Genomic DNA, 22,364 nt, shown 5'->3' with positions numbered 1-22,364 from the left:
GCACCCAATGAGAAATAATCAGCCAGTTACCCAAAAAGAGTACAAGTTTCCCGCACATCATCGTCTTATTTCATCTACCGATAAGCGCGGTGTAATCCAGCATTGTAACAGCGCATTTGTAGAAGCAAGTGGCTTCAGTCGCGAAGAGCTCATTGGCAAAAATCACAACATTATCCGTCATCCAGATATGCCTGCTCCTGTCTTCAAAGAAATGTGGCGTACTTTGGAATCAGGGCAAAGCTGGATTGGGTTAGTCAAAAACAGAAGAAAAAATGGCGATCACTATTGGGTTTCGGCGTTTGTGACTCCCGTTTATGAAGGTAAGTCAGTAGTAGGCTACGAATCTGTTCGAGTGCCGGCGTTAAATGACGAAATAGCACGCGCATCTAGTGTTTACGCCAGAATGCAGGAAGGAAAATCTGCGGTATCACCGATGTCGCGACTGGGGCAAGGGCTAATGCACATGGCGCCAGCAATATTGTTAAGCGCCCTACTTGTTTTAGTACTCGCGTTTACCCATGGTTGGGCAGCGGCAGGCATTGCGCTGCTTGGAGCTGTAGTTTTAATGATTGCTCAAGAAACCAAGACAAGAAAAGACTGGGGCGCGCTGCTTTCTCTTAGCCCAGAAAGCTACGCTAATGAAACGGTGGCACAAACCTACTTCCCAGACCCCCCTCACATAAGCCAAGCCAAACTTGCACTGGGGTGTGAACTTGCCAGAAATCGCACGGCATTAACCCGAATTAAAGATGCGTCAGCGGGGCTCGAATCGATAGCTAACACCACGCATCAACAAGCAGAAAGCACCAGTGCCGCGGTTGTTCAGCAAAATCAAGCTACACAGCAAATTGCGTCTGCGGTAACGCAAATGAGTCAAGCGATTCAAGAAGTTGCCGAACGAGTAGAAAGTAACGCAAAGAGCGCAAGGACAGCGGCATCTAATGTAGAGACAGGCAACCAAAAAGCAGAACAAGCCATGCAGGCGATTGTCGCCTTACGCGAGGCGGTTGAGTCTATCTCTACCACAGTGACAGAGTTGGCTCAGTCAACCAGCGATATTGGCGAAGCGGCCAATATCATCTCGACCATCGCTGAGCAAACTAACCTGTTAGCGCTTAATGCTGCGATCGAAGCTGCAAGGGCTGGCGAACAAGGAAGAGGTTTTGCGGTTGTTGCCGATGAGGTTCGTACTTTAGCTTCGAAAACTCGCGAATCGACCGATAAAATCCACAACATCATTAATGAATTGGCTGAGCGTTCTGACCGCGCTGTTAGGGTATCGACGGAAGGGCTAGCTTCAGCTGAGCACGGCAGCGCTATAGTAGAAGAAACCCGAGGTGCATTGTTTGAAATTAACAATGCAGTAAAAGGTATCGCTGATGCCACGGTAGAGATGTCTTCAGCGGTAGAAGAACAAAGCACGGTGGCAGAGCATATTAACCAGCAGTTAGTAGAAGTCGCTGACGGCGCGTCTGAAACCCAGCGTTCATCTGAAGCATCGCTTGCAGCAAGTCACGATTTGCGCGCAACGGTTAATCAGGTTCACGAGCTAATATTGCGTTTCAGTACAGATAAGCGAGTGGGAGAGTAATACTCTCTCCAGCTCGCTTAAGCTCGATCCATTAAAAGACCTATTGCCTATTGGCGCATAGATGTGGGGCTAAATAAAAGCCTATAAAACCGGAAACAACGCTGTAGGCATGGGTATTTATGAGTTCGCGTTTAGTCCCGCGTGTAGGCCGCGTCTGTAGGCCGCCACAGCGGGGAATAGCGAAACCAAGTATGTGCACCCCAGTATCAGTAAAATGATAATAACACTGCTTTGTCCAAACAGTGGGCTGCTTAAAAACAACCCATAGGTACTGCTTAACCAAGGTTTTAGTGCGCTCATAAGCCCAGCTACCAAGCCTAAACTCAGTGCGGCACTCACAATCGTAAGCAGCATCGCTTCAATCTGTATGAGTAGCAGTAAGGTAAACGGTCCTGCGCCTATAGTTCGTAAAACGGCGATTTCTTGATAACGCTCTCTCATCGTTGCCAGCAGCATAGTCGCAAGCCCAATTAACGCGCAGATGACGATAAGACCGGAAAGGCCAAGCAATAGCGATTCAACATTTCCCATAATTTGCCAAAGTTCTGCGAGTGCCATGCCCGGTAGAATAGCCATTAGCGGCTCTTTTTTACTTTGATTAATTTGATACTGAAGCTGCAGTGCAGTTACCCGATGTTTAAGCCCCAGCATCACCACGGATACTGACTCAGGCGTAAACGCTTCGCTATTGTAAACTGCATGTTCTTTTGTATGCTCGTCATGCTCATGCTCATGCTCATGCTCATGTTCATGCTCATGCTCGTTCGCCTTGTCAGCAGATTTACGGCCTAACATTGAGGTGGGCGAATGTTTAGGTCCTGTGTGGGCTTCTTCAAGTCCCTGTAGGGTAACGTATACGGCTTTATCTACGGGCGTACCGGTTTTCTTAACTATGCCTGAGATAGTGAAAGGGTGATCGTCATGGTTGTTGAACGATACGCTACCCAGACCATGGGAAATAATAATCTTATCCCCTACCTTGTACCCCAATGATTTGGCGATATCTGCGCCAATAACGGTAGACAGTGGCTGCGTAAATGTCGAGCCTGCTGCCATTTCAAGTGATTGCATATCACCGTATTTAAAGTGGTCGAAAAAGCTGTTGGTCGTACCTACTACTCTAAAACCTCTGTGGGTATCACCCAAAGATAGTGGGATAAGCCACGATACCTGCTTGTTAGATTGAAGCGCCGCAATACTTTTATATTCAATACCTTTGGTGGGAGTGCCTATATTAAACACTGATGACAGGAGTAAATTAAGCTGTCCACTTGGTGCGCCAACAATAAGATCTACACCAGAAACGGTGCGCGTAAAACTGGTTTTAACTTGGGTGCGAATAATGTCCACGCACAAAAGTAAACTAATGCTGATGGTAATGCTTAAAAGTGTGAGGATTGCCGTTGTTTTCCTGCGCTTTAAGCTTTCAATAGCAATGGTACTTAGCATTACGCACGCTCCTGTGCTTTTGGGGCCTCATCGCCTCGCGTTTTTATGTGGTTTGTACTTGGGCTTAATTCACTCATGCTGCAGTGGCGGTCGAAATAACTCTCCATGGCTTTATCGTGACTAACAAAAATCATGGTGCTTTCACCTGCAACGTCTTTTAGCAGCGACATAAAACTATCTCTGGCATCGGTATCTAGGGCAGAGGTAGGTTCATCGACAATTAATAATTGTGGGTCGTTAATCAGTGCTCTGGCAATGGCAACGCGCTGCTGCTGACCAATACTCAATGCGTCAGCTTTCGCATGCAGCACGTGAGAAGGCAGCTGTAGCTTGTCCAGTAAATGACGAAGCTTTGCGTCTGATGCTGTCTTGCTGACGTTTGTACTTGCAAAATACACCGCCGCATTAATGTTCTGTACCACAGAAAGGTAGGGAATAAGATTAAATTGTTGAAAAACAACGCCGATATTGCGCGCTCTAAACTTGTCCCGCTGTCGGTTCGATAATGCGGAGAAAGGCTGCGCTAATAAGGTAATGTCGCCCTGAGTTGGAGTTAATGTTCCGCACAGCAAATTGAGCAATGTGCTCTTTCCGCTACCCGAAGGCCCTGAGAGAAAAACGTGCTCACCTTGCGAAACTTGCCACGCTTTAATGTCAATGATGGGGGGACTTTCTTTGGTGTACGAAAACTGTAAATTGCTAACTTCAATCGCTGTGTTGCGCTCTTTATTCACTGCGTTGTGCCCTTCAGACACTGCGTTGCGCTGGGAGTGAGTGCTATTGTTTTTATTGATGGTATTCACGCTAAGCCCGACCTGTATTTACGTCTTATGTTCACATTAGCAAAAGCGACACGTCTGTTCACCCAGTTAAAAACCAGAGAAAACACATTGCCGCGTTGAGGTAATGTTATCAAATAACATTTTTGCGTATAGCTATGCTATCAGATCTCATCAGCCTAAAGCGGCAATTGCTCTTATTAATTGCTCATCATAACGACGCAAAAGAGAGGCGCGCCTAAATTATCAGCCGTTAGCTTGTAGCTTTACCACTTCTGCGCTTTCATCTTCTAATACGCTTTCTGCGGTAGCGCCTTTGAAAATCTTACTGATTTTATCTTTGTTTTTAGACAGCATGATGGTGAGCTCTTCCACTACGCTATCGTCTAGCTTGATGCCCTTCGCATGAATGTAGTCAGCAAGGTTATCTGCTGCATCGAGCATTTTGTCATACTGATCGGCTTCTTTTTTGTCGGTAGTTACCAATTTTTCTACCCCTTTGTGCGTAACAACATACTGTGTGGTAATGGCCATGGTAGGTCCCCTGTTTATTAAAGACACAAAAACTGTACAGTATTTTACTGTATAAATAAACAGTATTTTGATTAAATGTCTGAGCGTAGTGTTTGGGGAAAGGGCAAATGATTGCTCTAAAGGTGATTAATGCTTGTGCAATTAGTAACTGCTGCGTATAATGCGCGCCCTTACAGCCATCCCAATTCGTTCCTTGTCTCCATACAGTCGGCTGTACTGTCGAGGCTACAACCGTAAGGAGCTATAATGCGTCATTACGAAATCGTATTTATGGTTCACCCTGATCAGAGTGAACAAGTACCTGGTATGATCGAGCGTTATACCACAATCCTAAAGCAAGACGGTGGTCAGATTCATCGTTTAGAAGATTGGGGCCGTCGTCAACTGGCTTACCCAATTGAAAAGCTGCACAAAGCCCACTACGTACTAATCAATGCTGAAGCGTCTGCAGAAGCTGTTGATGAATTGGAAAATGCTTTCCGTTTCAACGACGTGATCCTACGTAACATGGTTATGCGCACTAAGACTGCTGTGACTGAGCCTTCTCCAATGATGAAAGAAGAGCCTCGTCGTGAGCGTCGTGACGATTCTGCTCCTCGCCAAGATCGCGCGGAAAAGAAAACTGAAACCACTGAAGACAACGCTTAAGGAGATCACCCATGGCTCGTTTTTTCAGACGTCGTAAGTTCTGCCGTTTCACTGCAGAAGGTGTGACTGAGATTGATTACAAAGATATCGCTACTCTTAAGAACTACATCACTGAGAGCGGTAAAATTGTCCCTAGCCGTATTACTGGTACAAGCGCAAAATATCAGCGTCAGCTGTCTTCTGCGATCAAGCGCGCACGTTTCCTTGCGTTGCTTCCGTACACTGATTCACACAAGTAATTTGGCGAATATAAGGGTTAGCTAAGATGAATATCATCCTACTAGATAAAATCGCCAACCTTGGCGGCCTGGGCGACCAAGTGACTGTTAAGTCTGGTTACGCTCGTAACTTCCTTTTCCCACAGGGTAAAGCGGTTCCTGCAACTAAAGACAACGTTGAAAAGTTCGAAGCACGTCGTGCTGAACTTGAAGCGAAAATTGCTGAGCAACTAGCTGCTGCTAACGCACGCGCTGAAAAAGTTGCTGAGCTTGCTGAAGTTACAATCGCAGCTCCTGCTGGTGACGAAGGTAAACTATTTGGCTCTGTTGGTACTCGTGACATCGCTGATGCAATCACTGCAGCTGGCGTTGAAGTACAAAAAGCAGAAGTTAAACTACCTACTGGTACTCTTCGTGAAACTGGTGAGTATGACATCGACTTACAACTTCACTCTGACGTTATCACTTCAATCAAAGTGATCATCATTGCTGAAGCGTAATCGCTGACGTATTTGAAAAAAGCCGCTCCTAGAGCGGCTTTTTTTTGCTCTAAATTTTTGTTCGATACTTAAAGAACAATACCAATCCGCATAGATGATTGCCCACCCAGAAGGTGCTGGTAAGTTTCCTAGCAAAGCGTGGGAATGTAGGAATGGCCGTTGCTTTTTAAATTCCCATAGTGATGCTTGCCAAACCTTCCCGAAGGGCGAGTTAAAAATATCCCTACCCTCACTCCACGTCGCGACGCCTAATTAACGGTGGGTGTAAGCAAATATGTCCAGCGCCGACAAATGGCGTATTTTTGAGGTCCACTCATCTGCGATAAATAACGTTTTTTAAACGGTGTTTAAACAAAATGTTAATAATCGCTGAAATTCTTAGTGTCATGGCTTTAAACTTTTTCTGTCATTCCTGCGACCTATAGTAAACCAAACAATAAAAAGCATAAGTGCCATATTATGGACATCACTAAGCAAGCAATAAAAAACGCGACTGGGGTAGGTATAGGAATAACACTGCTGGTATTTTTAGGGCTATATAGCCTGTTTAATTTACCTGTACAGCTGTTTCCTGACATTGAAAGACCGAATATTAACATCCAGACCTCGTGGCGCGCTGCGTCGCCCCAAGAAATTGAGTCGGAGATCATTGAACCTCAAGAGGAAGTGCTGCAAGGGATCCCTGGCCTTGAGTCGATGAATGCATGGGCAAACCAAGGTAATGCGTGGATTAATCTAGAGTTTGGTTTAGATACGGACATGCAGAAAACGCTCATTGAAGTGATTAGCCGCATGAATCGCGTACCGCCACTACCTCGCGATGCCTTGTCCCCTAATATTATGCTTGCTGGAAGTGGGGGAGACGCCCCCGCTTTGACCTACTTTTTTCTTCAGCGCCTTCCGGGCAATCCAAACGAAATTAATACCTATGTAACCTTTTTTACCGATGTCATTAAACCTCAGCTTGAGGCTATTCCAGGCGTGGCCAGAGCACGTATGGAAAGCGGGGTTGGCGGCGTTGAGGAGTTTCAAATTGTTTTCGACCCGTTTAAAGCGGCGCAGTTAGGCATTGACCTAACGGCAGTTGCCAACGAGTTGGGGCGTGCGAATGATATTTCAGGCGGCTTTGTCGATGTGGGCAGAAGACGCTATACCCTGCGTTTTGAAGGTCGCTACGAGCCTACGCAAATGGGTGAAATGATCCTTGAATGGCGAGACGGCAGCCCGATCACTTTAAATGACATTGCCGAAATTAAAATCACCCGCGCTGACGGTGCAAACTACAGTGTGCAAAACGGCAATCCGGCCATATCTATTCGCGTAGACAGACAAAACAACGCCAATGTTTTAGCTACCTTAGAAGCCGTAAAAGCAAAAGTTGCACAAATAAACGAACAGGACTTGGCCCCTGAACAGTTAGTAATGGCGCAAAGCTTCGATGCCTCAGTGTTTATCTATAGAGCGGTGCAGCTAGTTACCAGCAATTTATTTATAGGCGTGCTGCTTGCCATTGCCGTGCTTTGGCTCTTTATGCGCCAGCTGCGGGCAACGCTCATTGTGGCATTGGCCATTCCTATCTCACTACTTAGCACTTTTGTGGTGCTTCAACTTACCGGTCGCTCGCTCAATATCATTTCACTGGCAGGACTCGCCTTCGCGGTAGGTATGGTGCTAGATGCCGCTATTGTCGTGCTGGAAAACATTGTAAGAACGCGCAAGAGCGCCGAAGCCGAAATCGAAAATAAAGACCCAAATTCACAAACGCACATGGAGGATTGTGCCCATCGGGGAACGAAAGAAGTGTTTGGTGCCCTCATGGCGTCAACAGCCACCACCGTTGCTATTTTTATTCCCGTCATGTTTTTGGAAGATGTTGAAGGGCAATTGTTTGCTGACCTCGCTCTTACCATTGCCATTGCAGTGTGTATGTCGCTAGTGGTTGCGGTAACGGTATTGCCCGTCGTTGCCGCTAAATACCTTAATGGCAACATGCCAGCTGATAGCTTACAGCGGGTATGGGCTAAGATAACCCGCGCTATTATGTCGCTATCAAGTACGCCGCTTCGCCGCCTTGTATTAGTTCTAACACTCATGGGCGTGCCTATTACAGGTAGTGTTTTGCTTATGCCTTCCATGGATTATTTGCCGCCCGTAAAACGCGATGCCGTTGACGCCTTCTTAAGTTTGCCTGCGGGTGCCAGTGAAAACTTTATTAGTGAAGAAGTGATGCCAATTATCGTTGAGAGACTGCAGCCCTATATGGACGGAGAAAAGCAGCCAGCGCTGAAAAACTACTACATTATCACATGGCCAAATGGCGGAAATTTGGGTGTGCGCGCTAAAGATCAGTCTAAGGTCAAAGAGTTAGAAGCCATTGTTCGCGATGAAATTTTAAAGGATTTGCCGGATACACAGACCTTTTCACAACAAGGCAATTTGTTCGGCGGCTTTGGAAACGGTCGCTCAATCGACATTCATCTTCAAGGTACCGACCAAGCCATGCTCGGCATCGCTGCGCAAGCAGGTTTAGACAAATTGAGAGAAGTTTTCCCTAACGCTAATGCGCGTTCGAATCCTCCACTAGAGCAAGCTGAACCAGAGCTTCGCTTTTACCCTAATGACAGCAGAATGATGGAAGTCGGGTTAAATCGCGGCAGTATGGGGAACCTGGTACGTGCCATGGGTGATGGTATGTATGTGGGGGAGTACTTCGATGGCACCAAACGCATGAATATTATCTTTCGCTCAGCACCTTGGTTTACACCCGAAGACTTAAACAGCACGCCAGTCATGACGCCATCAGGCGAGGTGGTGCAATTAGGCGAACTGGTAGGTATTGAAAGAGCCGTAGGACCAAGCCGTATTCAGCGCATTGATGGTCGAAGAACCCTTACGCTAAACGTAAATCCGCCAGAGGGGATGAGTTTAGAAGAAGCCATGAAAGTGATTACCTCTGAGGTTGAACCTGCCATTATGGCCATGATGCCTACCGATGGCGCTATTAATTATGGTGGTAGCGCGGATAGCTTAAAAGGCGCTATTGCCTCGATGGCTGATAACTTTCTTTTTGCCATGGTGTTGCTACTGCTGTTAATGGCGGGGTTGTTTAAATCGTTAAAAGACAGCGTGCTGGTAGTACTTTCTATTCCGCTAGCCACGGTGGGCGGGGTGATTGCTATTCGTATCATGAACATCTTTACCTTCCAGCCCATGGACCTGTTAACCATGATTGGCTTCATTATTTTGCTAGGGCTTGTGGTGAACAATGCCATTTTACTCGTGCATCAGACTCGTATAGGAGAGCAAGAAGGGCTGACCCGTGATGACGCGGTAGAACAAGCCATCAAACTACGTTTACGGCCTATCTTTATGAGCACGCTGACTTCAATCTTTGGCATGCTGCCCCTGCTGTTGCTACCAGGTGCAGGCAGCGTTATTTACCGAGGTCTTGCGGCTGTTATTGTGGGAGGAATGACGGTGAGTACCATATTCACCTTGCTATTACTGCCTACCTTGCTGCGTATGACGGCTTCAAAGTCACCTGTAAACATACTCAAACCCCTGGCCGAGCGCATAGAGAGCACTGGCGCTTCGCCGACTACCTCATCCACCGCAAAACAAAATAAATACAACGATCATGTGTAAGGAAAAGACAACCATGAAAGCAACGACTTCTACTCTCGCCCTTAGTGTGTTTACCTTATTTGCAAGCTGTGTATCGTTGAGCGCACAAGCACAGGATAGCAATCAACCACCGCCGGTGCTGGTACAAATAGATGAAGCCAGAGAGCAAGCGATTTCACAACTTACCTGGGTTCCTGGAACGGTACTTAGCGTTATCGATGCGAACCTAGCCTCTGAGGTAGACGGTCGCATTACTTGGATGGCAGATGTAGGTGATGTGGTAAAAGCGGGGGAGCCTTTAGTTAAAGTCGACGATACTCGCTTAAGTATTACCCGCAATCAAAATGCCTCAAATATTGCCAGATGGCAGTCGCAGGTTGAACTGTTTACCAAACGTCTCGCGAGGTACAAAAACCTTCAGGCCAGTCAAAACACGTCCAGAGGTGAGTTAGAGGAAGTGGAAGCTGACTTAGAAAATGCTAAGCAGGAGTTAGCGCAAGCCAAATTGGATTTAGAATTCACCGAGTATCAGATAGCACAAAGCAGTATTCGTGCTCCCTTTACGGCTTTGGTGGTTGAAAGGCTGCAGTCGCCGGGCGAATACACTGGGGTAGGGCAAACCCTGCTTCGCGTGGTAAACCCTGATAGTGTTGAAGTTCAGGTGCGCGCACCGCTCAACGTATTACCCTATATTGCTAACGGCATGAGCGTAAGCGTTCACAATAACGTGAACCAAGTAGAAGAATCTATTCGTGCCATTGTACCGGTAGGCAACAGTACATCGCGCATGATGGAGCTACGAATTGCCATCAACCCCGGTGACTTTCCTATAGGCAGTGCAGTGCGCGTGGCGTTGCCTAGCAGCGATACTCATGATGGTGTCACCATACCCCGCGATGCACTGGTACTAAGAAAGTCGGGAACCTTTATCTATCAGCTCAATGAAAATAATGAAGCGGAGCAGGTTAAGGTGACAACCGGGGTGGGCATGGGCGATAGAATTGAAGTGTTTGGCGATGTGAACCCGAAGCGCTCGGTCGTGGTGAGAGGAGCTGAACGTCTGCGTGCAGGCCAGAAAGTACGTTACAACAATGAGCGTGAGTCTTTGACAGCGAAGAACTGAGAGAATTGTAACAAATGTAAAAGTGCTATCCATTTAGACTAAAGTTAATGAGAATGTTTCTTATTTGTAATTGTTGATTATCAAATGGAGACATCCTTGAAAAAGTTAGTTTTAGCCAGTGCAGTATGCACGCTATCCAGTCCGGTAGTATTTGCGCAATCCCTAGAAAACCAGAATGAAGAAACCAAGTCTATAGAGCGAGTTGCTGTGGTAGGCGCAGCAACTAACTTGAGCATTACTGCCGAGGATATTGAGCAGTTTCAGGCAAACGATTTAGCTGATGTTTTTAGAGAGTCTCCGTCGGTCAGCGTTGGCGGTTCAGTAGGTGTAGCGCAGAAAATCTTTATCCGTGGACTAGAAGATGCCTACCTGAATGTAACCGTAGATGGCGCGCAACAAACCTCAACCCTATTTCACCACATTGGCCGCGTAACGCTAGATCCCGATCTTTTGAAGCAAATCGATGTGCAGGCTGGTGCAGGTGAAGCAACCAGTGGCCCAGGTGCCATTGGTGGTTCAATCCGCTTTAAAACCAAAGATGCGCAAGATTTATTGAGAGGCGACGAACAATTTGGTGGTCGAGTAAAAGCGAGTTATTTCTCAAACGAAGGCACCCGATATAGCGGCAGCCTTTATGGAAAGCTAAGTGATTCATGGGGCTTGCTAGGTTATTACAGCACGGTTGACAGAGATAACTTTGAAGATGGCGACGGCAACGAAGTGCTGGGTACTGCCGCAGATCAAGATCTCATGTTCCTTAAAGCCAGTGGTTACATTGCGGATAATCAATACCTTTCAATAAGTGCAGAGCAGCGCGATGAAGAAGGTGAGTTTTCGGCAAGACCTAACTGGGTAGTACTAGAAGGTGCTCCACTTTATCCTAGTGAAGCAGAGCGTGATACCTACGTAGCGAACTACCGCTTTGACCACAGCGCATTGGTTTTCTTAGAAGCCACTGCATACCAAACATCATCATCGTTCCGCGGCGGCCGTTTCGATTTCTTGTCTGATATCGATACCTATGGTTTTGATATTAGAAACACCACCGACATTTCAAACCACGTATTCACCTACGGTATCGACTATCGTAAAGATGAGGTAGAAAGTGGCCCTGGCGTAGGTCCTGTGCAGAACGCAGAAGAAGGCAGCGTAATGGGTATTTACGCGCAAGCTCATAGCAATATCACACCAGAGTTGCTGTTGAGCTACGGTGTTCGTTATGACGACTTTGATTTTCAGCAACAAATCTTGATCGATGACTATTACGGCACACCCGTTACCGATGAGCCATCTGGACTAGACGACAATGAACTTAGCTTTAACGTCGGTCTTGAGTATCAGCTTACCGAAGCTTGGACCCTTGGTCTTGGTTACGCAGAAGCGGCGCGCGGTAAGCAAATTGGTGATGGTTTCACGCTTGACGAATACTTATATGATGGTGAGGACGTTCCCGTTGTTGCCAGTGACGTGGTGCCTGAAACTGTCACTAATATTGAAGCGTCAATCGAATACAGCGCGAATAACCTTAATGCACGCCTTAGCGCCTATGAATCTACTATTGATGATGTGCTATTTAGCGGTTATCAAGGAAACTCGGTATTTAATAATATCGGCGACCTAGAATCATCTGGCGTAGAGTTTAACCTTGCGTATCGCTGGGACTCTGTTGACGTGTACTTTGGGTTTTCAAGCGTAGATGTTGAATTGATGCCTCGTGAAGATCTGTACAGCGTACCCTATAACAGCATCGATATTAACGGATACGAGTTTGTTGGCTTAGGTAATAGTCGCGGTGATACGTGGGTACTTGGTGCAGATTACACCGTTACTGCAGACATTAGCGTTGGCTTTAACATCACTATGGTTGACGACATCAACATAGATACACTACATCAGGCTTTGGAAAACGGTTGGACCGACTCGCTTTATTCACTTAACAAAGCAGACTATACCCTAGTGGATATTTATGGCGAGTGGGAAGTCACAAACGACCTTCGCTTAAATCTGGCGGTAACGAACTTGTTTGATGAAGCGTATATCGACCATTCAAGTGTGGGTGACTACAGCGAAGTATTCCCAAGCGTTATTGGTCCGCAAGAAGCTGGACGAGATATTCGTTTGTCTGTGACTTACGATTTCTAAGCAACGCCTTTAGATGAACTTTTCCACGTTTAAAAGGTGGGTCTTTTGGGCCCACCTCTTTGCTGGCTTATTGGCCAGCATTGTCGTTTTCATTATGGCTTTTACCGGTGTATTACTCACTTACGAGCGCCAGTTCAAAGAGCTAAGTGAAATGGCTTATGCACAAACGATTGATATCGAAAAGTCGGTAATCTCGACTGAGCGGGTTGTATCAATACTTCGTGAAAAGCATCCTAACGAAGCGCATATTTTTGTTCGATGGGTCAATAGCGAGCGAGCGGCAATTCCCGCATGGGCCGGCGAACACAGCTATCTTATTCACCCCTATACCGGAGATATATTAAGAGAAGGAGAAGGGGTCGTTGAAGAAGCGTTTCATGTCATAACTGACCTGCATCGATATCTTTTAATGGAAGGGGATTACCAATTAATTGGCAAAACCATAACGGCTTATAGCAATCTTATTTTTATTTTTTTGCTGTTATCGGGAGTCATCATATGGTTGCCCAAACACATATCGAAAAAATCCTTAAAGCAGCAAATGTGGTTACGGCAAAAGTACACTAATAAACAGCACCGTCGCCGACATTGGCATTTTGTTTTTGGTATGTGGTCACTGCCTTTTTTAGTTGTGATTGGACTAACGGCTACCCTGTTTTATTTTGAGTGGGCAAACAAAGCATTGTATGGAATGTACGGTGAACAAGTCCCTACTCGCGAAAAGAAAGCTATGCCTGAGACGCTAGACGCCGACGTTGTCAGTTACGACACGCTATTTACCAAAGCTCAGCAACACGCCAATGAAAATGGCTATCAGGATTGGTATTCCATGTGGATGGAAATTGGCAAAAGTGAGGGTGTTGCACGGTTTTATATCGATAAAAGTATAGGGCACAGGCAAGAGTTAGCGTATTCACTGTATTTCGACACGGGAACCGGTGACATCACTAGGACACTGTACAAAACCGATTGGCCCAAAGGGAGTCAGGCTTGGGGTACTTCCCGCTTTTTGCACACGGGAGAATACTTTGGCTTTATAGGGCAGACCATTGCAGGGCTGGTAAGCTTGCTTTGCTGTATCTTAGTTTATACTGGCACACTACTCGGTGTGCAGAGACTTCTCAATTTGCGAAAGCAGCATTAAAAGACTTAGGCAGGGTAATGGTAACGACTAGCCCTGTTTGCTTTGTAGCACTAGCGTCTCTATGTAATGCGTTGTCTTTGATTAGTGCAGCGCGATTTATCGCCGAAATGTCGCCGCCCACAGCGGCAATTTGACGTTTCGCCAGTGCAAGCCCAAGACCAAAGCCAGAGCGCTTTGCGGCATGTACGTAGTTTTTGGCTGCCCGTGCCTTGTCTACTCTGAAAAAAGGTTCGAATATGGCGTCTAGCATTGATTCAGGGACGCCGGTGCCTTCGTCTGTAACCGTGATAACATAGTTATTATTATCGCTGGTCAGCGTTAAACTCACTTTGCTTTGCTCAGGGGTATGACGCAAAGCATTACGAATAATATTTTCTAACGCCTGCCCCAAAGCAAGCTGGCTGCTCTTTTCAATATTCGCGCATTCAGGTGTGTCGACATGCAAGGTTCTATCAGGGTATTCAAACCGCGCATCTTCACAAATAACATTGATAAGTTCTACCAAGTCAAAGTCATCGCTGTTCAATTGTGGCGATTCTGTATTTAGCCATGCAAAGGTTAGGGTATCTTCAACAAGCTCTCTCATCGTACTTGCTTCATAACGCAGGCGTGAAAGTGCTTGTTCACGATTAATGTCTTGCTCTACAAAGTCTATTGCCATATCAATGCGGGCAAGAGGCGTGCGAAGCTCGTGAGAGAGATCAGCAAGCAAACTTCTTTGATTATAAATGAGACTGCTGGTTCTTTGGGCCATCTTGTCGAACGTCTGGGCAAGCCCAGTAAGTTCGTCATTTCGCTTGGGCATTGCAGCCATTGCACGGGCTTCTAAATTGCCATTTGCGAAATCTTTTGTGGCATTTTCTAATTGCTTTAGTGGCGTCATTAGGTGTCGATACAGCATAAAACTCAACAGACTTAATATCACTAGAGGTAATGCGATTTGAAGCGTTAAGCGTGTGGCGAGCAATAACGAACCTGGGCGCATACGCTGTGGAAGTTGAATTAAAAAGTGCGTATTGTCATCGACGAAGGGGACTTCCATCACAGGGTTTTCAGAAAAGTACAAATGTATTTTCCATTCGGGGCTGCGGCCTATTTGAAATCGGTCAACAAACTCATCTAACATTTGGGTGTTAGCGAATGTGGTCATTTGGGAGTTAACTACGGCAAGCCACGTGTCCTCTGTTGTCTTCACTTCTTGCAAAAAAGCAGCTAACGCTTGTTCTCCATCCTCCAGGTAGATTTTCTCCGCTTCTTGACCATAGGAATAAAGGGTTTCTTGATGAGCTTTATCGATAAAACTCATGCTGGTCTCGGTATGATTGGTAAGCCACGCGATGGCCCAAAATAACAGAACAGTACCAACGGCAATAAATGCGCACAGTCGCCATAGCAGTTTATTTTTCACGAAAAGCGATATCCTTGGCCGTGGACAGTGGCAAGGCGTTCAGGGGGCATGCCAGTCTCAACGAGCTTTTTGCGTACTCTAGACAAATGCATATCTAAGCTTCGGTCGTACCTCGAAAAGGGTTTGTTAAGCACGCTGTGATAAAGAAATGCTTTGCTCAACGTTTCCCCTTTGTTATCTACTAACATCCAAAGAAGCTTAAATTGTATTGGCGTGAATTCGAGTAATCTTGAGTGGTATTTGGTAACTTGCTGAATGCGATTTAAATAAAGCACATCAACAATGATTTCCGACTTTTGCGTGCCTGAGTCGTTTAGTGTTTTGCTGCGTCGCAACAGTGCGTCGATGCGAAGCATCATTTCAGTAAAATTGAAGGGCTTGGGTAAGTAGTCATCTGCGCCCTTACGGTAGCCTTCAATCCTTTCTTGTTCGGCACCTGATGCGGTGATCATCATCACCGGGGTTTGCTTTATTTGCCTTAATTGGTTTAACAGCGACAAGCCGTTTAAAGAGGGAAGGCGTATGTCGAGTAACACAAGGTCAAAGTTCTCCTCAAGCACAGCTTGTAATCCAGCATTACCGTCACTTTCGTGGCGAGTGTCAAATCCTCGAGACTGCAACAGCTGTGTGATTTGTTCACTTAACGTCGCGTCATCTTCAACAATGAGTATTCGGGTTTTACGCATAATGGCTTCAGGAAAGAATTTTAAACATACTATTAATAATAGTTATCATTTGCAACTAATCGGTTTGTGACGATAAATGGGGCCGCTAACGCGCGCTTTTATATTGTTACAAATTTACTGTGGTGCTGATGGTTTCTCGCTTTACAATAACGGTTAACAGCTATCTTAGTGCTTGCGCTAAACTGCGGTGCTCTTGATGTCTGCACAATTGAGTAAATAAAGCATAGACGAAGCAGTCAACTAAGCGCTTTGCCTCCTAGGTTGGAGCTACAAGGACACGATCTTAAAAATGGTAATGAGTTTAAAGAAGTTAACGACGTTGTCGGCGTCGCTAGTAGTAGCAGGAAGTGTCGTTACTGGTTGCGCCAGCTCTAATCATGTTACTCAGATAGAAAGTGAAAATGCTGTAATCAAGCACGCCAATGAGCCTGGGTATGAGGACAGATTCAGCAATATTTACGACAGTTTTAAAGCATACCCCGTCACGTGCACTAATGATTGCTACCCAGCGTCTGCCGATATTGAATGTGAAAGTGACATGCAAAATTGTCAGTTCGTTGGCAACAACCCGACAGTGAACTCGCACACCGGCTTTAATGTCACCTGGTTAGGGCACGCAAGTTTTTTACTTAACACCGCAAGTGGTGAGCAAATACTTATTGACCCTGTGTTTGGGCAGTTTGATTGGCCCGTCAATTGGGCTTTTCGATTGGCGGAGGGGTTCAGCCGCAACGAACCCGCTGAGGTAGGTGAAGACAAACTCGCACAAACCGATGCTGTGGTTTATTCCCATATTCACTATGATCATTTCAATAAAGCCGATATTGCCGAATTAGGCACAAAGCCCGAATATCTTGTTCCGTTAGGTTTCGCAGAGCACTTCCCTAATAGAGGCTACACCATTAAAGAAATGGCGTGGTATACCAGCAAAAACGTAGGCAAAACCTCTATCCACTTCGTGCCGGCCCATCATTTCAGTAACCGAATTTGGGTGCCTTATTTGTACGAGGACGACAATGCGACACTGTGGGGTGGTTGGGTATTTGAGAGTGAAGGCAAAACATTGTTCTTTGCGGGGGATACGGGATATTCACCGCACTTCATGGATATTAAAGCGCGCTTTGGTGAAATAGATGTTTGCCTGTTACCTATAGCGTCTTATTTCAGCGAAACCTCACCTAAATGGTATCGCAAGGTACATACTACGCCAGAAGATGCCATTGTTGCGGCCCAAGACCTAGGCTGTAAAGCCGTAGTGCCTTGGGGCTATGGAAATGCCAGCTGGATGATGGGTGACAAGACGTCACATTCTGCGCTATTTCGTCTTATGAAAATGAAGAAGCAGCTAAACCCTGCAATGCCTTGGGTTATTTTGAATGAAGGTGAACAGGCGTCTTTTTAATTTAAGCTACGGATAAATGGCTTATTTATCCGCAATCTTATCCGCAATTTTTTGGCATTTTCCGCGCCATTCGTCATCAAGCGCCTCAAGATTCGCTAGCTTTTGGGCCAGGGCTTTGTCTGCTTTGGTATGGGCGCATTGCATTAGGGTGTGAACATTAACGGTATCGTCCTCACGGTGCAGTAGTGTTACTTCGTCGCCAACACTGATGGTTCCGGTTTTAATAACCCGGTAATACCAGCCAGTGATACCTCGTTCTCCGACAAATCTATCTAAATTGGGCACTTCGAAGCGTTGCGAGATTTTATTGCAAGGGGCACGGGGGGCGCTTACTTGCAGTTCTACCTCGCCGAACTTCCATATATCGCCGATATAAACGGTAGCATCGTCCATGCCCTCTACACTGATGTTTTCGCCAATGCTGCCCAGCGAAAAGTCGCCTTCAGGAAAATGCTTTCTTAATGTCAGATAGTTGGTCGGGTTGAACTGATGCAGCACTTTCTCCGGTCCACCGTGAAGCCGTTTGTTGGCCTGTTCGTCTTCATCGGTTCTGTCCATATGCACCGTTAACGCGTCGACGGGGACTTTAACAATACTGCTTGGTGCCCCACGAGGGCCTAGCGGCTGAGGTTTTCCAGCAAACAGAGCGTTAACAGAAAATGAGGTAGACATGGCATCTCCAAAAAATATTTTTGTGCATTTAAACCTTTCTACTATAGGGTACGACTAACCTTATAACACTAACAAGTGCTAATGCTAATCAGCACCACAAATAACAAAGAGAAAAGAATGGAACACACACAACAACGTGTTGTACACGCCAATGTGGTGTTTGGTAATAAAAGCGAAAATGAGCTGATATCTAAAGCGAAAAAGGGCGATAAGCAGGCGTTTCGGTCCCTTTACGATGAACATATTGGGCGAGTCTACGCGCTTTGTTACCGGCTTACAGGTGAAAAGGGAATGGCAGAAGATGCTTCGCAAGAAGTCTTTATTCAGCTATGGAAAAAATTGGGTAATTTTGATGGGCAAAGCCAATTTTCCACATGGTTACACAGTGTTACGGCAAACATTACCATCTCTTATATGCGCAAGCAGAAAGGGTGGGTGCAGCGCATGTTTAACTTGGAAAACAGCGGCATTAACGAGATGCCGGCTGAAGAAAACAGCACCGATGTGGATTTAGAAGCATTAGTTATTCGCTTACCCGAGCGAGCCAGAATGGTTTTTGTCCTCCATGCAATTGAAGGTTACAGGCATGAAGACATTGCCAGCATGTTGAACATGGCAGTGGGCTCAAGCAAAGCACAATTTTTCCGTGCTAAGCAATTATTGAAAGATTTTATGGGAGTCGATGATGAGTAATTTTGACGACAAGCTTGCTCAGCATATTTCTGGGATATCGAAAGAGAAGCAGCCAGAACGAGATTTGTGGCGAGGTATTGAACTCGGCATAACATCGCAGCAAGGCGACGCTTCACAAGACGACGCTTCATCATCTACGGTTACATCAAAACAGTGGATGGCAATAGCCGCAAGCGTTTGTTTAGTTACTGTATTGTGGTTCGCGGCTCCTTTTGCGTTTAAAGCTGATGAAAATCGAAGCGATGGCTATGCCCTGATTGACGCAATGAGTATGCAGCAACAACAACAAGTGAATAGTCTTCTTGCTAGTTATGAAAGTACAACGGCGCTAACTGAAGATTGGCAAGAGCAATTAAAAGAATTGGACGATGCTGCAGATGTTATTAAAGCGGCATTAAAGGACGATCCAGACAACTCAGCATTAATTAAAATGCTGCATCACGTATATCAACAGCAGATTGCCTTAATTGAGCGAGTGCACGCGCCAAAGTGGCAGCAAATTTAATAAGGGTTTAAAGATGAATATAAATACGAAAAGCACATTTTTGCACACGTTCATGGCACCTTTGGGGGCCAAGGTATTACTTACTACTGCGCTGCTAAGTATCGCTACTGCGGCGTTTGCAGGAGAAAAAGTAGATAAGACCATCGACACATCGTCTTCGCCGAAAGTGGACATTGAACACATCAACGGAAAAGCAGATATCCGAGTTTGGGATAAGTCTCAGGTTCGTGTCACCGGTGAACTGGGCGATCAAACTGAAGAGTTTATCTTTGAAAGACGTGGAGATGTCGTGGTTATACACGTTGAAGTCAAGCGCCACTCAAAGAGCTGGTTTAATAAAGGTAAAGATGGCGACGACCTTGTTATCTATATACCTTCAGCAAGCGACCTTCACTATACCGCGGTCAATGCTGATCTTATTGCAGAAGGTATAACAAAAGCAGTAGATGTTGAGGTGGTAAACGGCGACGTAACCCTTAAAAACATAGGTGAGCGGGTTGAAGTTGAGTCGGTTAATGGCGATATCGTGCTTGAGAATGTGAGAGGCCGTTTAGAGGCGGAAACAGTGAATGGCGAAATTGAAGCGTCACACTCAGGAAACACGCCAGTGAGCTTTGCGTCAGTTAATGGCAAGCTCGACATCACTTCCGATAGCCCAGACGTATCAGTAGAAACCGTCAACGGTCGAATCGATGTGTCTCTTCAAGCGGTAGACGTACTGCAAATCAATACGGTTAATGGAAGGACTTACGCAAGTTTAGGTCTTAATAAGAACGGTAGCGTAAAAGCGAATTCTGTAGGCGGTGCGATGGAATTTGTCTTTCAAGATGGCGTATCGGCACAATTTGATATTGAGACGCACGCTGGCGGCAACATTGTAAACAATATCAGTGATGAAAAGTCGCAAAAGCCTAAGTATGGCCCAGGTAGCTGGCTACGCTTTATCCACAACGGTGGGGCTGCAAATGTAGACATCTCTACGGTACACGGGCGAATTGAAATAGACCAAAAGTGAATAAGCTATAGGCAACACAATTGAAACTTTAGGTTGAAAAAATGAATTTAGTCCACATTTATTAATCAGACATGTGGTGATTAATGAAAAGCTGCGAGTGATCGCAGCTTTTTTTGTTTGGTCGCTAAAAATGTGTAGCTGAGCGTTTGTAAGTAACAAAAGTGCGTTTTAATGGCTCTTAGTTACAAGTTAGCGGACCTGCACGCTTCACCCACATCATCACATGGTTTGTTATTTTTTGATTGGAGGTTAAATTGAGTATTGTTGGACACGTCAAAAGGTTTTGGCGATTTCATAGTCTAATTATTGGTGCGTTTGGAATATGCGCATTTACGCTAGGCTGTGCTGTTCAGGAACCCGCTTATTACGAAGGTACTTGGGTGGTGACTAAGGCCTATAATGTAGGTGTTTCAGCTCACTCATCAATAGAGTCAGAAAAGTTCTTGGGTCGCTCGGTAACCTATGCTTCAGACTCGGCTAAACTCGATCAGGCATTCTGTGAGTCACCGGTGTATTCAACGAAAAATATCAGTAATCAAGATTTTTATGCTGCTTTTAAAGCCTCTCCATCATCGCTCGGCTTTAGCGACGACAAGATTACTGAAGTAAGTTTGTCGTGCCTTGATAATTCAGCAATCATGGGTTCTACACTCATTTTTCAGGAAGGTGGCAGCGCCTACACCTTGGTTGACGGTACGTTTTTAAAGCTGGAGAAAACGCTTTAAACGATGTTGTCTTTTTGCGCTTTCGCAACAAAATGACGACTTCCTTTGTTGAGTGATGGACGTTAAAAGCGCATAATATCCAACTGACTTTTGTGCATTGGAATAGGTTTCACTCGTGGCGTCTGCGTCTAAAAACGATAAGAATGTTGAAAAATTGAAGGTTCCACCTCATAGCATTGAGGCTGAGCAATCTGTTTTGGGCAGCATGCTTATTGACCCTGAAAGCTGGGACAAAGTCGCGGAGCTTGTTACCGATAACGATTTTTACAATCGCTCACACCAAATTATCTTTCGTGCTATCACTCGACTACTAAACAGTAGCCAGCCAATAGATCTTATAACAGTATCAGAAGAGCTGGAAAAGCATGATGAACTGGAAGATGCTGGTGGTTTTGCCTACTTAGGTGAACTTGCCAAAAACACGCCAAGTTCTGCGAACGTTGTGTCTTATGCGCAAATTATTAGTGAGCGCGCGATAACCCGAGAGCTTATTGGCGTGGCGCATGAAATAGCGGAAGTTGGGTACAACCCCGAAGGCCGTGACAGTGCAGACATTCTTGACCTGGCCGAAAGTAAAGTATTTGAAATTGCCGAACGAAGAACTGGTGAAAACGAAGGTCCTCGCGATGTCGAGTCTATCTTAGGGAAGACCATTGACCGTCTAGAAGAATTGGTGAAAACCAATAAAGACGTTACCGGTGTTACTACCGGCTTTACCGACCTAGACAAAATGACCAGTGGTATGCAGCCCTCTGACCTTATTATCGTGGCGGCTCGTCCATCGATGGGTAAGACTACTTTCGCCATGAACTTGATTGAAAACGCCATGATGGCAGAAGACAAACCTGTACTTGTTTTCAGTCTTGAGATGCCCTCAGAACAAATCATGATGCGTATGTTGGCGTCATTAAGCCGCGTTGACCAAACCAAAATTCGTACTGCGCAGCTGGATGATGAAGATTGGGCACGTATCTCCAACACCATGGCTATGCTCAAAGACAAAGATTGTTTGTTTGTTGATGATTCGTCAGGCCTTACACCAATGGACGTGCGAAGTCGCGCAAGAAAACTCGCTCGCGAACGAGGTGGAATCAGTCTCATCATGGTGGATTATCTTCAGTTGATGCGCGTACCTTCTCTTAGCGATAACCGAACATTGGAAATTGCAGAGATCTCTCGCTCACTGAAAGCATTGGCTAAAGAGCTTGAAGTGCCGGTAGTTGCCCTTTCACAGCTTAACCGTACGCTAGAACAACGCGCCGATAAACGTCCTGTAAACTCTGACCTTCGTGAGTCTGGCTCAATCGAGCAGGATGCCGACCTTATTATGTTTATTTATCGTGATGAGGTTTATCACGAAAACAGTGAGTATAAGGGCATTGCAGAGATTATTATTGGTAAGCAGCGTAATGGTCCAATAGGTACCTGTCGACTAACCTTCCAAGGCCAGTTTTCACGATTTGATAACTACGCAGGCCCAGCCATTGCGGACGAGTACTAAAGCCA

Annotated in this window: 20 protein-coding genes; 14 read left to right on the top strand and 6 right to left on the bottom strand. The window is 45.8% G+C overall.

The genetic code is table 11. The features are described 5' to 3' along the window. The first annotated feature begins 7 nt into the window (after positions 1–7). Positions 8–1,591: a methyl-accepting chemotaxis protein gene (locus tag QVA83_RS14735; RefSeq protein ID WP_039229218.1), complete on the top strand. Its 1,584-nt coding sequence runs from the start codon at positions 8–10 to the stop codon at positions 1,589–1,591. 117 nt (positions 1,592–1,708) lie between these two features. Here the strand turns inward: QVA83_RS14735 and QVA83_RS14730 are convergent, their stop codons facing one another. The 3 genes from QVA83_RS14730 to QVA83_RS14720 all read right to left on the bottom strand — a co-directional run bounded on the left by QVA83_RS14730 (position 1,709) and on the right by QVA83_RS14720 (position 4,353). Continuing rightward, complete coding sequence (locus tag QVA83_RS14730; RefSeq protein WP_061096104.1) at positions 1,709–3,040, bottom strand: ABC transporter permease; 1,332 nt, start codon at positions 3,038–3,040, stop codon at positions 1,709–1,711. Continuing rightward, on the bottom strand, positions 3,040–3,843 hold the full coding sequence (locus tag QVA83_RS14725) for an ABC transporter ATP-binding protein (RefSeq protein ID WP_287498629.1): 804 nt from the start codon (positions 3,841–3,843) through the stop codon (positions 3,040–3,042). Before QVA83_RS14725 ends, QVA83_RS14730 begins: the two co-directional genes overlap by 1 nt. A 222-nt stretch (positions 3,844–4,065) precedes the next feature. Then, positions 4,066–4,353, bottom strand: coding sequence for a YebG family protein (locus QVA83_RS14720; protein WP_014951121.1), 288 nt, complete (start codon positions 4,351–4,353; stop codon positions 4,066–4,068). 246 nt (positions 4,354–4,599) lie between these two features. On the opposite strand from QVA83_RS14720, the gene rpsF reads away from it, so the two are divergent. The 7 genes from rpsF to QVA83_RS14685 all read left to right on the top strand — a co-directional run bounded on the left by rpsF (position 4,600) and on the right by QVA83_RS14685 (position 13,752). Beyond that, the gene (rpsF, locus tag QVA83_RS14715; protein WP_014951120.1) at positions 4,600–5,001 is read left to right on the top strand and encodes a 30S ribosomal protein S6; all 402 of its coding nucleotides are present in this window, start codon (positions 4,600–4,602) and stop codon (positions 4,999–5,001) included. An 11-nt stretch (positions 5,002–5,012) separates the two neighbouring features. Then, positions 5,013–5,240 (top strand): 30S ribosomal protein S18, encoded by a 228-nt coding sequence (gene rpsR / locus QVA83_RS14710; protein WP_012519954.1) that lies wholly within the window; start codon positions 5,013–5,015, stop codon positions 5,238–5,240. 26 nt (positions 5,241–5,266) lie between these two features. Further along, the gene (gene rplI / locus QVA83_RS14705; protein WP_012519953.1) at positions 5,267–5,719 is read left to right on the top strand and encodes a 50S ribosomal protein L9; all 453 of its coding nucleotides are present in this window, start codon (positions 5,267–5,269) and stop codon (positions 5,717–5,719) included. A 459-nt stretch (positions 5,720–6,178) separates the two neighbouring features. Beyond that, positions 6,179–9,364, top strand: coding sequence for an efflux RND transporter permease subunit (locus tag QVA83_RS14700; RefSeq protein ID WP_069945125.1), 3,186 nt, complete (start codon positions 6,179–6,181; stop codon positions 9,362–9,364). A 13-nt stretch (positions 9,365–9,377) separates the two neighbouring features. Beyond that, positions 9,378–10,466 (top strand): efflux RND transporter periplasmic adaptor subunit, encoded by a 1,089-nt coding sequence (locus tag QVA83_RS14695; RefSeq protein WP_069945124.1) that lies wholly within the window; start codon positions 9,378–9,380, stop codon positions 10,464–10,466. Between the two features lie 96 nt (positions 10,467–10,562). After that, entirely contained in the window at positions 10,563–12,608 is a 2,046-nt protein-coding gene (locus tag QVA83_RS14690; protein WP_061096100.1) for a TonB-dependent receptor, read from the top strand. Positions 12,609–12,621: 13 nt separating this feature from the next. Then, a complete protein-coding gene (locus tag QVA83_RS14685; protein ID WP_069945123.1) occupies positions 12,622–13,752 on the top strand; it encodes a PepSY-associated TM helix domain-containing protein in 1,131 nt (376 codons plus the stop codon). Here the strand turns inward: QVA83_RS14685 and QVA83_RS14680 are convergent. Both QVA83_RS14680 and QVA83_RS14675 read right to left on the bottom strand, forming a co-directional pair. Beyond that, positions 13,730–15,160 (bottom strand): sensor histidine kinase, encoded by a 1,431-nt coding sequence (locus QVA83_RS14680; protein ID WP_069945122.1) that lies wholly within the window; start codon positions 15,158–15,160, stop codon positions 13,730–13,732. The genes QVA83_RS14685 and QVA83_RS14680 overlap by 23 nt on opposite strands. Further along, positions 15,157–15,846 carry a response regulator transcription factor gene (locus tag QVA83_RS14675; RefSeq protein ID WP_014977663.1) on the bottom strand — a complete coding sequence of 230 codons (690 nt, stop codon included), beginning with the start codon at positions 15,844–15,846 and terminating at the stop codon, positions 15,157–15,159. Before QVA83_RS14675 ends, QVA83_RS14680 begins: the two co-directional genes overlap by 4 nt. Before the next feature lie 289 nt (positions 15,847–16,135). Here QVA83_RS14675 and QVA83_RS14670 point away from each other — a divergent pair, with 289 nt between their 5' ends. Continuing rightward, the gene (locus QVA83_RS14670) at positions 16,136–17,248 is read left to right on the top strand and encodes an MBL fold metallo-hydrolase (RefSeq protein ID WP_069945121.1); all 1,113 of its coding nucleotides are present in this window, start codon (positions 16,136–16,138) and stop codon (positions 17,246–17,248) included. A 21-nt stretch (positions 17,249–17,269) separates the two neighbouring features. Here the strand turns inward: QVA83_RS14670 and QVA83_RS14665 are convergent, their stop codons facing one another. Next, positions 17,270–17,920 (bottom strand): MOSC domain-containing protein, encoded by a 651-nt coding sequence (locus tag QVA83_RS14665; RefSeq protein ID WP_069945120.1) that lies wholly within the window; start codon positions 17,918–17,920, stop codon positions 17,270–17,272. Between the two features lie 117 nt (positions 17,921–18,037). Between QVA83_RS14665 and QVA83_RS14660 the strand changes: the two genes are divergently transcribed. The 5 genes from QVA83_RS14660 (at position 18,038) to dnaB (ending at position 22,359) form a co-directional block, all read left to right on the top strand. Next, the gene (locus QVA83_RS14660; protein ID WP_014951111.1) at positions 18,038–18,613 is read left to right on the top strand and encodes an RNA polymerase sigma factor; all 576 of its coding nucleotides are present in this window, start codon (positions 18,038–18,040) and stop codon (positions 18,611–18,613) included. After that, positions 18,606–19,118 (top strand): hypothetical protein, encoded by a 513-nt coding sequence (locus QVA83_RS14655; protein ID WP_069945119.1) that lies wholly within the window; start codon positions 18,606–18,608, stop codon positions 19,116–19,118. Before QVA83_RS14660 ends, QVA83_RS14655 begins: the two co-directional genes overlap by 8 nt. Positions 19,119–19,131: 13 nt before the next feature. Continuing rightward, entirely contained in the window at positions 19,132–20,133 is a 1,002-nt protein-coding gene (locus QVA83_RS14650) for a DUF4097 family beta strand repeat-containing protein (protein ID WP_069945118.1), read from the top strand. Positions 20,134–20,387: 254 nt separating this feature from the next. Further along, complete coding sequence (locus tag QVA83_RS14645; RefSeq protein WP_014951108.1) at positions 20,388–20,858, top strand: hypothetical protein; 471 nt, start codon at positions 20,388–20,390, stop codon at positions 20,856–20,858. A gap of 115 nt (positions 20,859–20,973) precedes the next feature. Then, the gene (gene dnaB / locus QVA83_RS14640; RefSeq protein ID WP_014951107.1) at positions 20,974–22,359 is read left to right on the top strand and encodes a replicative DNA helicase; all 1,386 of its coding nucleotides are present in this window, start codon (positions 20,974–20,976) and stop codon (positions 22,357–22,359) included. The last annotated feature ends 5 nt before the right edge of the window (positions 22,360–22,364 follow it).

The organism is Alteromonas sp. AO-Serp (assembly GCF_017849675.1).
Taxonomy (GTDB): Bacteria; Pseudomonadota; Gammaproteobacteria; order Enterobacterales; family Alteromonadaceae; genus Alteromonas; species Alteromonas macleodii.
The sequence above is the reverse complement of the archived record's forward strand: the minus strand, read 5'-3'. Positions and strand labels throughout refer to the sequence as shown.